We start from the raw sequence: 13,572 nt of genomic DNA, 5'->3' as shown, positions 1-13,572 counted from the left end.
CCTAAAGCGTTTATGCAATTGACAGCTTCAATAGTGTATCAAGTTCGTTGCTCGTTGTCAACAACAATTTGTAACTCACTTGATGACAAGGAATATCATATCAGCCAGAGCCTAATGGGTCAAGCAAAATTAATGCTTTTTTTCAAACCCGAACAAATCAAAAAGAGATGTCTCCTCGAATTGAGGAGACATCCCTTTCTAATCTGAATGAATATTAATTAGTCGTTGCTTATTGATGCCATCCGCTTAAATAACGCGTGCTACTTAATCCGGATGAAGTTGGTAAAAAGTGAATTAACGTTCAACTTTTTCAATCACTGTCTGGCCGCCCATATATGGTACCAACACTTCTGGAATTGTCACACTGCCATCAGCTTTTTGATAATTTTCTAAAATAGCAGCGACTGCACGACCGACAGCTAAGCCGGATCCGTTCAGTGTGTGGACTAATTGTGGCTTGCCGTTATCATCGCGATAACGAATCTGGGCCCGACGCGCTTGGAAATCAGTACAGTTACTGCAGCTTGAGATTTCACGATAACGATCTTGGGCGGGCAACCAGACTTCAAGATCATAGGTCTTAGCCGATGTAAAGCTGGCATCCCCACTCGCGAGTGTGATCACGTGATATGGTAAGCCCAGCTTTTGCAGCAAGTCTTCTGCATCGTGAACCAGGTTCTCAAGTTCTTGCCATGAGTCTTCTGGCTTGGTGAATTTCACCATTTCCACCTTATTGAATTGGTGCATCCGGATTAACCCACGTGTATCACGGCCGGCACTCCCCGCTTCTGAACGGAAAGCTGGTGACAGCGCAGTGAAGCTGATTGGTAATTGTTCCGTTGGAATGATTTCATCGCGGTAGTAATTCACCAATGGCACTTCTGCCGTTGGAATCAAAGTCATTGGTTCGCCTTCATTACTCATCGTGTAAACATCTTCGGTGAACTTAGGAAATTGTCCGGTTCCAAACATGGAATCATTGTTCACCAGGTAAGGTGTAATTAATTCTTCGTAACCTTCCTTTTGGTGTTCATCTAAAAAGAAGTTGTAAACAGCACGTTCTAAGCGTGCACCGGCACCACGATAGTAGACAAACCGACTACCAGACACTTTGCTGGCGCGTTCAAAGTCTAAGATGCCTAAATCTTCACCAATTTCATAGTGCGCTTTGGGCGTGAAATCAAATTCACGCGGTGTGGACCATTTGCGTTCTTCTCGTGCATCCGCTTCGTCCAAAGAAACAGGAACGGAATCATCAGGAAAGTTGGGTAACCGAACTAAGATATAGTTCACCTTGTCATTGAGCTCTGCTAACTGAGCGTCCAAGTCACTGATGGTTTGTCCCACTTCACGCATTGCCGCAATCTGTTCTGTGGCATCTTCCTTGTTGCGCTTCATCTGCGCAATGCTTGAGGAGACTTCATTGCGCTTAGCCTTCATATCTTCTGTTTGGACAATCACTTCACGCCGATCCTTATCCAGCGCGAGTAATTCATCGACTTCCGCGCCTTCAATCCCACGCGCAGCCAACTTTTCCTTGGCCCAATCTGGTTTTTGACGAATCAATTTGAGATCTAACATTGTTTTTCCTCCTTAATTGTACACAAAAAGCCTTCCATCACATTGGGACGAAAGGCTTTATTCCGCGGTACCACCCAAGTTTGATTGCAAGCAATCACACTCAATTGACTGATAACGGCCAGAACCGTGCAGTTCATCACTGCCCACTGTCATGCTGGAATCGGGTTTATTGTGGCTCGCACCAACCGCCACATCTCTGTACTACCCTGTATGCACCTATTCACGTGTTTGTTATTAGAATTAAAATACCGTACTTACCTCAAATTTGCAACTTGTTTCTTATTGCTGTGCTGCTTCGCGAGCCGCATTCACCTTGGCATCCCATGTTTCACGCAGCGCACTATAGAGCTGTCCGAAGTTATCATTGTTGTATTCTAGGCGCCACGGCAAAATCAGTGGCTTCTCAGAACCGATATCGTCACTATCGAGATAAGCGCTACTGATCACGATATCCGCGTCACTCAACGCATCGTCATGTTGGGCGATCTCCACAAATGGAATAGCATTCAAAAAGACCAAGAGATCGATATACCCGATAACCGTCTGTTCAATGACAGGTGCAACCTTGACTGTCACATCTGGCCGAATCTGATAGATATACTGATACAGATTGTTGTAGTACGCCTCACTGAGCTGCTCAACCATGGGTTCCAGCGCCGTCAATTGTCGATCATAGACAATATAGTCAATCGTCTGCTTCACTTGCGCGCGCAAGACATTATTCGTTGGCACCATCTGTAAGCGCAGATTGAGATCCTGTGCCACCATATAAGAGAAGTCGCGACCCAAAACCAACGTGCTCATGCTAATCGTGAGCAGATTGGCGACCAACAACCCATATTCCTCATTGTCCATGTGAAGTTGACCGCGAACATTGTATGGTAGCTGTTCTAGAAATTCGGTGACCAACGTATAGATGGCGGGGTTATAGTGACGGAACCGCTCGATGGTGTCGATGGACTGTTGACCATCTGGCAAAATATAGACCGGTGCAAAGTTGAACAGGAAAAATAGGTTTGCCGTCTCACCGAGTTGTTTTTCCACATCCAATGAATGAATCGCCGTATTGAGTGCTTCATCATCTAATTCCAAATCCCTAAACATATTAGGAATTGGGTAGTTCATCATTTTGCTCTGTTCATCGTAAGTCAACGCATGACCTGACTTAATGCGTAAGAATCCAACCGCCATGTAGATCATCCCCACACGTTCCGTGACGGAATTGGGCCGTTCTTCCTCAAGCATGTTCAGTGAATACCTAAACGTCTGGCGTGCGGTCTCTTCTGAAACAGTTTCAAAAGGCCATGAGGCACCATCTGTCGCTAACCAGAAAACAACACTCAAGAACAAACGTAATTTGCGCTCGTCCCCTTGAAAACGCATGGGTTCATACGCAAAAGAAATATCATATGTCTTGGCATAGTCACGCAAGGGCTTCAAGTGCCGCAGCATGGTTGCCTTTGAGCTATTCTCAGACTTCCAAAAGTCCTCAAACGAAACATTATTTTTCGTCAGAATCGTCATGATAAACCGATATGGATGGGATTTTTTGACCGAATAAAAAAACAGGTCATCCTCCGTCACGGCAAATAAGCGCTTGATAGAAGCGCCCTTACGGTGAGTCAGTTGTTCGAGTTCTTCAATTAAACTCGAATAGGTGTTATAGACACTGCTATAACTCTTGTGAGTGATGATAGCAATCTGCTTGAGATTGATGTCGGTCACGAAATTCTTGTGTTCACGCTGGTCGTTGATTCGATCAACGACGGACGATTGTGCGAGTCTTGCCCGCTTAATATTAACAAACAAACGATATTTTTCATTATCCGATGTCGTTAGAAAAATTTCTATCCTTTCGCATGTTGTGCTCCCCCTAAATATATCTCAAATTATATTACCATTGTTTGGTTAATGTTTGACTAAAAAAGATTAAAAAATTCTCGCTTGCATGCAACCCGCTCAACTCGTAATATAAAACAGATGTGCTTAACAAAATTATTGGGTAAAGAGGGAGCATGATGACTTTGATCGTACTTGCAGGAACTATTGGGGCGGGAAAAACCAGCCTCACACAAATGATTGCTGACCATTTCGGCACAGAAGCCTTCTATGAATCAGTTGATGATAATGAAGTTTTACCACTGTTTTACCAAGATCCAAAAAATATGCCTTTTTATTACAAATTTATTTCTTAAACAAGCGTTTTGACTCGATCAAACAAGCGTACCGTGATGACAACAACGTGCTCGATCGTTCCATTTTTGAAGATTCCTTGTTGTTCCACTTGAATGCTGACTTGGGTCGCGCCACTGATACTGAAGTCCGTGTCTATGATGCGCTGTTAGAGAATATGATGGAAGAACTGCCCTACGCCGCACACAAAAAGCGCCCTGATTTGCTGGTACATATCAAGGTCAGCTTTGATACCATGCTCTCTCGGATTCAGCGCCGTGGCCGCCCTTACGAACAGCTCGACGTCGATCCATCGCTCTACGACTATTACAAAGAATTAAACCAACGTTACGCCGCATGGTACGACGACTACGATGAAAGTCCAAAGATGCAAATCGATGGTGACAAGTTAGACTTTGTCGAAAATGAAGCCGATCGTAAAACCGTCATTGCCATGATTGATGACAAACTCAAGCAGCTAGATGCTGTGACAGATTAATATAAGCCTTAGCGCAATTTACTCTAATTTGATATACTTAAATTAGAGTATTATTGAAGGAGACCCATTGTGCTATTTGAAGAAACGTTTTTGGAAAAAGCTGATTTACAAAAGTTTCAAATGTTTCGCATTCTAAAAGCCAGCGGTACCGGTATCATGACTGTCAATGACCTGAGTAATGAGATGAACATCTCTTACCAGCAGGGATACAATATCTGCCGAGAACTACTGGCAGATCTCGAGACCATGAGCGATCTTCCAATAAAAACAATCCGTAAACAACTCATGCAATTGCGCAATTTCGATATATCGGTGGACGAATATCGGCTCCACCTGCTCGAAGACGCGATCCAGTTTCAATTCCTGGACTACTTGGTACAGGGCAACATTCCAAGCGTTGATCGGTTCTGTCAGGAGCGCTTCATCAGTCGCTCAACCCTTCTGCGCAAGACCGTGCCATTGCGCGACTTGTTAGCCAAGTACCATCTCAAGTTGTCACTGACCAAAGCCGAGATTCAGGGCGATGAAAAACAGGTCCGCTTATTCCTGTTTGCCTTTTATTAGCTTGGGTTCCACGGTGTGGCTTGGCCCATCAAGTCATTGCAGCTGGAACGGGTGGCCGCTCAGTATGAGAAATTGACTAATATTCGAACGAACCCCATCGAAGTCATCCAAGACGAATTGTTTTGGGCCATTTGTCGCTTGCGTATCGCTCGCGGTAAGGTGATTAATTCGTTCTCACGGTTCACAAAGCTGTTCAAAGGTTTTGCCCCGTTTGATGAACCCATCTATGACCAGAGCTCATTTCCAAGTCTCTCACCGCGAACGCTACAAGCGGAATCAGCTTTTTTCCATTTTCAACAAAACCGCGATATCAACTTCACGAATCTGAAGCCGATTGAGGCTCAGTTATATCAATATTTCGTGAGCACAGATACGATCATCCATCACTACGTCGCCCACTTCATCAATTATCTGAAGCCTTATTACAACGATGATGCGCGGCCATTGATTGAGGATCGGTTACTGGTCGTGAATCTGGCCAAAGTCTTCCTGAACTTCTTTCTGATGCAGGATGATCAGGTCAAACTGATCGATTTTTACAGTCCGCAGCGGTTGGAATATGAACAGGCCAAGCTATTGACCTACATCATGCAATTCACTGCGACCCTGCCCGATGATTCCGAGTATCAGGTACTTCGCGATAACAGTGATTCCTTGACGCATATTCTGTATTACCTGCTGGTGCCCTACCTGCGCCAATTCAAGTGGGACGAAGCGGTCAACGTCAAATGCTCATCGGCTTTACCGATTTGGTGAGCTATAACATGTTACTATTCTTACGCGACATCAACATCGTCAATATTTTGCCGGATGAGGCGCCAATCGAAGCGGCGGACCTCATCATCACGTCAATGGATGATCTGGATGAGTTCAATGAATACAATCCCGATGTGGCCGACGACCAAGCTGTGCTCAACTGGAATATTGATTCGACTGAGACAGATTTCTACAATCTCTACATCCGCATCAAACATATCTTCTTGAACAAGGTCATCGAAGTCCCTGTTTCAAAAGAAGCCTAACAGACAAAAATGGCGTTGTGTCAACTCCCACCGAGGGAATGACACAACGCCTTTTTCGTACCGTATTAAAGCACATCTTCTTTATCAACAATGGGCTGTAGCCACGCAAGCGATTGCCGCCACTGCCGTTCACTGCTGACTTGCTGCAACTCGTCGATGGCAGCCTGATTCTTCGTCACTTCATACATCACCCGCTGCATCATTTCAAACCGCGTGAGCAAGCTGTGTTGCATATTTTGGGCCTGCAACCAATCCGAAAACGCCACTCGAACTCATCGAGATTCCAATTCTGTGATTCCAGAAGTCGCAGCAGTAATTGCTTATCATATTGATTCAAGGCGGGTTGTTGCCGGCCATCGCCACCCAACCGTTGCCACAATAACTGCATCACATCGGTCTGCGCATAATCCAGATGTTGCGTTTCAAAATCCCACTTCAACTGCATGTGACGAATGGAATGCAAGACATCATCGTCCTGATTATGCGCTGCCGCGCGATCCAGGAGCCGGCGAATTACCATCGTCGACTCAAGGTCAGTGTGTTGTTTGCTGTAGCCCATCACCGCATGAATATCGATGATGCCCGGCAGATAGTACACCGGAATCAAATGCAAATCAGGAATGCGCTGGCTGATCTGCCGACCAATCTGCGTGAGTGCCATTGTTGGCGACACCCAACCACGCTGCTGTGCCTGTTGCACCCGCGAACACGGATCGTGATGGAACCGATTCTGCCACCACTGTGCCATATCGCTGAATCCGTCTCAACCAGTTGTAAGAGTAATTTGGTTGTTAATCGTATCCACATCATGTGTCACTGCCTTTTCTTTTCAAACTGATCATTACCACTGATAAGTGTAACGGCAAATGAAATCGGTTTCAAGTTATTTCTTTGTACCTTCTTGATGAGCGGACAAATCTGCCTCTTCTAAAGGAATCAGATGCGTCTTATATTTGATCTTGTAATAGAAGAACAGTATCAAGAACAATGGAATCGACATGTAACTGATCAATAACTTATCCCAGTGGAAATTCGTAATCGAGTTGATGTCCTGACCCGCAATGACCACCAAGCTCATCACAATGGCCAAAATTGGCCCGATTGGGAACCACTTTGCGTGATAGACCAGCTCGGTCAACTTGTGTCCCTGGGCAATAAAGGCCTTGCGGAAGCGATAATGTGAAATCGCGATTCCGAGCCAAGCCAGAAAGCCGGTCAGACCGGAGGCAGCCACGAGTAGCTGGTACACGTTGGGGCCCATCACACTGGTCAAGAAGGTCAATGCGCCGACTGCGGTTGTGCCCAGTAAGGCGGCCAGCGGAATCCCCCGATTGTTTGTCTTAGCAAAGATACGAGCCGCAAAGCCTGTCTCGCCCATGGCCCAGAGCATCCGTGTTGCCGCGTACATCCCCGAGTTGGCACTGGATAAAACAGAGGTCAAAATAACGGCGTTCATCACTGAAGCGGCACCGGCCATCCCAATACGATCAAACACTAAGGTGAATGGCGAAATGGCCACATCCTTGGCGCTAGCCCCGAGTAAGCTTGGACTTGTGTATGGAATAATCGCCGCAATCACAGCAATCGCCAGAATATAAAACAGTAAAATCCGCCAGAACACTTGCTTGATTGCCTTTGGAATACTGGTTTCAGGAGTTTCTGATTCCCCCGCTGTAATCCCAATCAACTCGGTGCCCTGAAATGAGAACCCAGCCACGACAAGACGGACAGGGTCGCCGGTAAGCCACCCACAAACGGTGCGTCGCCGATGGTGTAATTGTGCAAGCCGATGGCAGGACCGCCACCCAATACGCCGACAATGGTCAACAGACCAACCGCTAAGAAAGCCAGCACCGTGATCACCTTCACCAAGGATAACCAATATTCGGTCTCCCCGAAGGATTTGACTGAGACAATGTTAATCAAAAATCAACAGTAAGAAGCCGAGGCTAAAAATCCATCCTGGAACATTCGGCAGCCAAAAGTGCATCACAATCGCCGTGGTTGCGACGTCCACCGCCACCGTGATGGCCCAGTTGAACCAATAATTCCACCCCAGTGCGAAACCTAACGCGGGATCCACGAAGCGCGTGGCATAGGTTGAAAATGACCCGGAAACCGGCACAAATGTCGCCATTTCCCCTAAACTGGTCATCAAGAAGTACACCATCACCCCAATTGCTGCATAGGCGAGTAACGCACCACCAGGTCCAGCCGTTGCCACCGCGGAACCACTGGCGACGAATAAGCCGGTCCCGATACTACCACCTAACGCGATCATCGATAAGTGTCGCGTTTTTAACTCCCGTTTCATGCCGTTGTTGCCTGAATCTGCCACAATCCTAACTCCCTTTTTATTAAAATACGCAAAACGCGAATCAGCCCAAACAGACTGATCCGCGTGTGAATACAAAGATTCTGGGGATATCGTCATGTTAGCGCTCCGCATTCCTGCGACAGTCCAGTCATTATTCATGCCTGGCCCAGCAATCCCCTTCCACTCGGGTCTCACTTCGGCGCTCATCCCTTTTACCTTGGCTCATCCAGCTGTGGGCTGTCCTCAAGGTGACTCATGATTCACGCAACCTCTAATCATATGCACTAGACAGCTTATCAGAGCCTGCGTGTTGCTTCAAGGAAAATGACGAAATTCTAATTCTCAGCTTTAGCGATATCGCGCATCGCTTGCTTTGCATTATTTTGGTTTCCAAAAATCGGGGTCGTGCACGGGCAGATGCAGGTTGAAATTATCAAATGTCTCAATCTGCAAATTCCCCTTGGCCAGGTCAAAATCGAGGATGTGCCCACCCATGACATGATCTTCACTCAAGAAATGCAGGTGGAAGCCCGCTGCCACCGCACCCGCATAAATAACGGGTGAGAAATAACCAATAATGGTGCCCTTGATATTGGTGGCATTAAACTCGTGTTGGCCTTCAGCCGTCGCCGCTAATGTGGGATAAGGTTTGGTCTGTGGCAACACTGCCCGGGTATGCATTTGACTGAATTCACCATCCACGCGAATGGCGGCAAACAGGTTCTCAGTCTTCAATTCCTTCAGCGCGATCTGCTTGAGCGCATCACTTGAAGCATCCTCAACCGCAATTTTTGGTTGTGGATGGGCCTTATGAACGTTAGCAAATGGCACGGTTTCATCCGCGTTAACCACGCGCACTTGCCCCATTGCGTTGACCTGATAAACGATGCCGTCCATGATGATCAATTCGCCGTCGAGGCCCTCTAAGGTCCCGATGCCGGTATCACCATGCTTGAGCAATTCGCCCACAGTCTGCGTTCCGGTGAATAATCCGGGCACGAGTAATGCTAATGTGCCGTGCTGATACAGTGTTGTCATGACTTTTCCTCCCACAAATTCGTTGTTTGCTGCCACAATGCAGACAGCACTATCCTAATAGAATTGATCCGCAAGCATGGCTTGGCCGAGGGATTCGTTGTCGCTGTAATCAACAGGAACATCCACAATCACAGGGCCATCTGTGGCAAAGGCTTGATCGAGAACCTTGCCCAAGTCGGCTGGATCATCGACGCGTAAGCCGGTTGCCCCAAAGCTTTCAGCGTACTTCACGAAATCAACTGGGCCGAATTTAACCCCAGCGCTTTCACCATACTTCATCTCTTCTTGGAACTTAACCATATCATAATAGCCGTCATTCCAGATGATGTGAACCAAATTGGCCTTCAAGCGCACAGCCGTTTCCAGTTCTTGTGCTGAGAACAGGAAGCCACCGTCACCGGACACCGAAACAGCCTTCTTACCTGGCCGAACCAATGTGGCCGCAATGGCCCAAGGTAAGGCAACCCCCAGCGTCTGCATCCCGTTTGAGAACAACAGATGCCGTGGTTGATAACTTCTGAAGTGACGCGCCATCCAGATGTAGTGGCTACCGACATCGACAGAAACGGTCATGTCATCATCGACTCGATCTTGCAGGGCCCGAATGATGGCTAATGGGTGATTCAACTTACCCTTGGCTGCAGGCGGTACATCGCGGTCAACCAGTTTTTCTTGCAAGTCTGCCAGATAGTTCTTGGCACTTGGACTCACCTGATAGCCACGCAGCAATGGCGTTAAGATTTCGAGTGTTTGTGAAATATCACCGACCAACTCGGTTTCAGGTTCAAAATTATGATCAATTTCGGCTGGCAGATTGTCGATCACGATAATCCGTGAATCGCGTTCTGCGTTCCAGTTCCGTGGTTCGTATTCGATTGGGTCGTAACCCACCGCAATGACCAAGTCACTTTGCTTGAGCAACATGTCCCCTGGTTGGTTACGGAACAGACCCACACGGCCAAAGAAGTTCTTCACTTGCTTGTGAGAGATGATGCCGGCGCCTTGGAAGGTTTCGACAACAGGTAATTCCGTTACATCGATCAGATTACGGATTGCTTCTGTGACATCACTAGAGGATGCACGCATACCGAGCAGTAAGACAGGCAATTGGGCATCCTTGATTTGGCGTGCCAGGTAAGTTAGGTCACTGGGACTAGCGGGTCCTAACTTAGGTTCCGCTAATGGCTTGATCGGTGCGGAGCTGACTGCTGAATCCGTCACATCCTGTGGCACAGAAACAAAACTTGCGCCCTGCTTCCCAGATGAGGCCGCGCGGTATGCGTTGGCGATAATTTCGGAAACATTGTCCGGATCTTGGACTTCGGCTGAGTACTTGGTGATAGGTGCAAACAAATCGGCATTGCGCATGCTTTGATGTGATGAACGCAATAAGTCGGCCCGTTTAACCTGACCCGCAATCGCAACGACGGGATCCCCTTCAGCGGTAGCCGTCACCAACCCAGTCGCTAAGTTAGACGCACCAGGACCGGAAGTCGCCATCACAACACCTGGTTTGCCGGTCAATCGACCAACGGCAGCCGCCATGAAGGCCGCATTCTGTTCATGCCGGGCCACAATGAGTTGTGGGGCATTCGGATTAATAGGATGTTCAAGACGTTCAAATACACGATCAATTTTTGCACCGGGAATCCCAAATACGTAATCGACATGATGATTTGCCAAACTATCTACGATCAAATCGGCACCAAAGTGTTCTGTTTCGGCCATTTCTGTCTCCTCTTTCCGTGACAACTGTATTATAAAATAATGGACGCTGTTGCTAAAATGAAAAATAAAAACAGCTCAATGCAATTAATTTAGCACTTGAGCTGTTACAAGTCAAACTTAAATCTGTATCATTTTCTAAAAAGCCACCAGTAGCGAATCACGGCCACCAGCACGACAATGCCGAGGAAAACCCCGATCAGTGTGGCCCAGATAGTCCATGGCCAAGGCAAATCACGATTGAAGTCCGCAATCGCTTCGGCGTTCGGATGCAAGACCTGTTTAATCGGCCAGGTTTGACTACCCGCCTGAATCGTCCCGCTCACTTGATAGCTGCTTTCAAATCGATTGCCCGGTGCCTTCACTTTCAGTGGCAACACGCTGTTGGGCGCGATGGTCACATTCGTCATCGTCACCTGCTGAACTGTCGGCGCGACAAACCGATTCCACCAGTGTTGCTCTTGCACTTTTAGCGTCACCTTGACGTGCCGCATCGTGCGCGCCTGCCGATTCTCAACCGGAATCGTCAGCCAAGGATGTTGCTTATCCATGCTGGAAATCGGTGTACCGACCGTTGGATTGAACTCCGGTAGTCGGTCGGTCATCGTGATTGCGACAGGTACCGTAATTTGACCGCGATCTTCAGGCAAGAGCGATTGGTCAATCTGAACTGCAATGGCGCCCAGCACCTCGCCATCAAAGGCGATTGCCGGCAATGTGATTGGGATCGCCACTTCCTTTGAGGTCTGTGGCAGTAACGTCAGCGTCTGTGACTTGACCAGCTGAGTCACTGATGTTGCCGCAGCCAGTGGGCGACTCGCACTGTAACCCAATGTCCCACTCGCTGTGGTCATCGCATTCAGCGGTTTAATCACAATCTGCTTGGCCGCATAACCAAAGTTTGCGACTGATAAAGTCAATGTCTGCTTGCTGCCCGCACTGCCAGAAACTTCAAATCGGTCACTCGGCTGCCGCGTCGTCACTGGTGAGACCGACAAATCGCTGATCGCAGCATGGACCATCTGCTGCGGCCATGCGAACCACGCGAGAAGAATTCCTAACCATAGCCATCTGCGCATGTCTTCACCTCCGACTGTCTTGTTTGCCACGCCAAATACCAATTCCCATCACAATTTCAAACAGCAACAGGGCCACGATAAAACAGGCGAGAAAAAATCTTCCGGCAAGACATTGATGACCGGATCTGTCACTGGATCGAATAGCCAATCCGAGTTTCGAAACAGGATGTGATGGAACGTCACGAAGACTTCATCAAAATTAATCGCCATCAACGCGCCCAAAATAACGGGCACCACGGCACCGATTTGAAACGGACGGACCAGAACGTAACGTCGATGCTGTTGGCGCAACTGATGCCAGTAACGAATGGCGGGCACAATGGTGACAATCAGCACGATGAGCGCCAGCACGAATAGGTTTTTGACATCTGCAAAGTGATGAGCACCACTGACGCTGACCGGGAAGTCACGCATTTTAAGCGGCGAAATCCATGGCACCACCAAGTACAACATCAGTTGCCAATAATTTTGGTTCAACCGGCCAAAGGAGAGATTCGCGATTTGATCGAGGTGGTCAAAATGCACAAAAGTGGAAACAATCCCACTGAAAGTAGAATCGTACCCACTACGGCACCGCTAATAATGGCAATCCACAACAAAACGGTTTTCAAGATTCGCATTAGATTTCCCACTCTGCCAGAGAATCAACAACGTGTGTCGGTTGGATGGCTGCCTGTGCGACTTGTTCTTTAGTCGAGATACCGGTGTAAACCAATAACTGCGGAATCCCAGCATTGATGCCGGCCTTAATGTCCGTGTTGTAATTGTCACCGACCATGACCACTTCATCCGCCTTCAAGCCAATTTTCTTCAAGGCCTGCTGCATGATGATGGCTTCCGGTTTGCCGATGTAAAAGGCGCGCTGCTGTGTGGCCCGTTCAACCATCGCAATCACGGAACCAGCACCGGGCACATGACCGCGTTCATTGGGCAGATTGGTATCGGCGTTTGTGCCGATAAACATCCCGCCGCGTTGAATCGCCAGTGTTGCTAATTCAAACTTGTGATAGGTCGCATCGTAATCCAGACCGACAATCACATAATCTGGATCATACTCATTGAAACGCATGCCGGTATCGAGTAAAGCCTGCTTCAAGCCCAGTTCGCCGATGACGTACATGGACTTATCACTGGCATCGCCATTATTTTGTTCCTGAATATACGCCGCGGTCGCAAGTGATGGCGTGTACACCTGGTCTGGTGTGGCGTGAATATCGTGGTTGGTTGCCAAATTAGCAACAACGTCCTCAGGTGACTTGGTGGTGTTGTTGGTCAAGAACAGGAACGGAATATGCGCTGCCTGCAGGCGTTCAATGAATGCCTTCGCTTCAGGAATACGTTCCTTACCGCGATACATCGTGCCGTCTAAATCAATGAGATAACCTTTATAAGTCAAAATACATGCCTACTTTATTTAGTCTCACGCTGGCGAATGGTAAAGTGCCGTTTGCGTGGCGTTTTGGCCGACCGTTGTTGCCGGGCCGGTTTTCTTGGTGGTTTTTTGTTAGTTGGTGCTGATTGCTTCTTGGGTGCTGCCGGCTTTTGGTGTTGTGCGGCGCAGCCTTTTTTGTATTT

The 13,572-nt window shown here is 47.9% G+C and carries 11 protein-coding genes, 3 pseudogenes and 1 riboswitch; of the genes and pseudogenes, 4 read left to right on the top strand and 10 right to left on the bottom strand.

The window, feature by feature from the left end:
- Positions 1–294 precede the first annotated feature (294 nt).
- The gene (gene serS / locus JCM17471_RS03750; protein ID WP_054776867.1) at positions 295–1,581 is read right to left on the bottom strand and encodes a serine--tRNA ligase; all 1,287 of its coding nucleotides are present in this window, start codon (positions 1,579–1,581) and stop codon (positions 295–297) included.
- Positions 1,582–1,860: 279 nt separating this feature from the next.
- Positions 1,861–3,390 carry a helix-turn-helix domain-containing protein gene (locus tag JCM17471_RS03745; protein ID WP_054776866.1) on the bottom strand — a complete coding sequence of 510 codons (1,530 nt, stop codon included), beginning with the start codon at positions 3,388–3,390 and terminating at the stop codon, positions 1,861–1,863.
- Between the two features lie 209 nt (positions 3,391–3,599).
- Here JCM17471_RS03745 and JCM17471_RS03740 point away from each other — a divergent pair.
- From JCM17471_RS03740 to JCM17471_RS03725, 4 genes and pseudogenes are all read left to right on the top strand, one after another.
- A pseudogene (locus JCM17471_RS03740) lies at positions 3,600–4,252 on the top strand (deoxynucleoside kinase).
- Positions 4,253–4,321: 69 nt separating this feature from the next.
- A complete protein-coding gene (locus tag JCM17471_RS03735; protein WP_054776865.1) occupies positions 4,322–4,816 on the top strand; it encodes a helix-turn-helix domain-containing protein in 495 nt (164 codons plus the stop codon).
- A 15-nt stretch (positions 4,817–4,831) separates the two neighbouring features.
- Positions 4,832–5,572, top strand: coding sequence for a hypothetical protein (locus JCM17471_RS03730; protein WP_054776864.1), 741 nt, complete (start codon positions 4,832–4,834; stop codon positions 5,570–5,572).
- A gap of 8 nt (positions 5,573–5,580) precedes the next feature.
- Positions 5,581–5,838 carry a hypothetical protein gene (locus JCM17471_RS03725; protein ID WP_156321582.1) on the top strand — a complete coding sequence of 86 codons (258 nt, stop codon included), beginning with the start codon at positions 5,581–5,583 and terminating at the stop codon, positions 5,836–5,838.
- A gap of 65 nt (positions 5,839–5,903) precedes the next feature.
- Here JCM17471_RS03725 and JCM17471_RS13910 read toward each other — a convergent pair whose 3' ends face one another.
- The 8 genes and pseudogenes from JCM17471_RS13910 to JCM17471_RS03690 form a co-directional block, all read right to left on the bottom strand.
- Complete coding sequence (locus JCM17471_RS13910; protein WP_156321581.1) at positions 5,904–6,071, bottom strand: hypothetical protein; 168 nt, start codon at positions 6,069–6,071, stop codon at positions 5,904–5,906.
- The gene (locus JCM17471_RS03720) at positions 6,038–6,586 is read right to left on the bottom strand and encodes a hypothetical protein (RefSeq protein WP_156321580.1); all 549 of its coding nucleotides are present in this window, start codon (positions 6,584–6,586) and stop codon (positions 6,038–6,040) included. The genes JCM17471_RS13910 and JCM17471_RS03720 overlap by 34 nt, the downstream gene beginning before the upstream one ends.
- A gap of 135 nt (positions 6,587–6,721) precedes the next feature.
- Positions 6,722–8,152, bottom strand: a pseudogene (locus JCM17471_RS03715) (amino acid permease).
- A 114-nt stretch (positions 8,153–8,266) separates the two neighbouring features.
- Positions 8,267–8,437, bottom strand: a riboswitch (Lysine riboswitch).
- A gap of 53 nt (positions 8,438–8,490) precedes the next feature.
- Positions 8,491–9,193: pseudogene (gene budA, locus JCM17471_RS03710) on the bottom strand (acetolactate decarboxylase).
- Between the two features lie 54 nt (positions 9,194–9,247).
- A complete protein-coding gene (alsS, locus tag JCM17471_RS03705) occupies positions 9,248–10,921 on the bottom strand; it encodes an acetolactate synthase AlsS (RefSeq protein WP_054776860.1) in 1,674 nt (557 codons plus the stop codon).
- 128 nt (positions 10,922–11,049) lie between these two features.
- Positions 11,050–11,997: a WxL protein peptidoglycan domain-containing protein gene (locus JCM17471_RS03700; RefSeq protein ID WP_054776859.1), complete on the bottom strand. Its 948-nt coding sequence runs from the start codon at positions 11,995–11,997 to the stop codon at positions 11,050–11,052.
- Positions 11,998–12,045: 48 nt separating this feature from the next.
- On the bottom strand, positions 12,046–12,522 hold the full coding sequence (locus JCM17471_RS03695; RefSeq protein WP_225354106.1) for a TIGR01906 family membrane protein: 477 nt from the start codon (positions 12,520–12,522) through the stop codon (positions 12,046–12,048).
- Between the two features lie 94 nt (positions 12,523–12,616).
- Positions 12,617–13,393, bottom strand: coding sequence for a TIGR01457 family HAD-type hydrolase (locus JCM17471_RS03690; RefSeq protein ID WP_054776858.1), 777 nt, complete (start codon positions 13,391–13,393; stop codon positions 12,617–12,619).
- Between the last annotated feature and the right edge of the window lie 179 nt (positions 13,394–13,572).

Origin of the sequence: Lacticaseibacillus saniviri JCM 17471 = DSM 24301 (assembly GCF_001311785.1) — a bacterium.
GTDB lineage: Bacteria > Bacillota > Bacilli > Lactobacillales > Lactobacillaceae > Lacticaseibacillus > Lacticaseibacillus saniviri.
The sequence above is the reverse complement of the archived record's forward strand: the minus strand, read 5'-3'. Positions and strand labels throughout refer to the sequence as shown.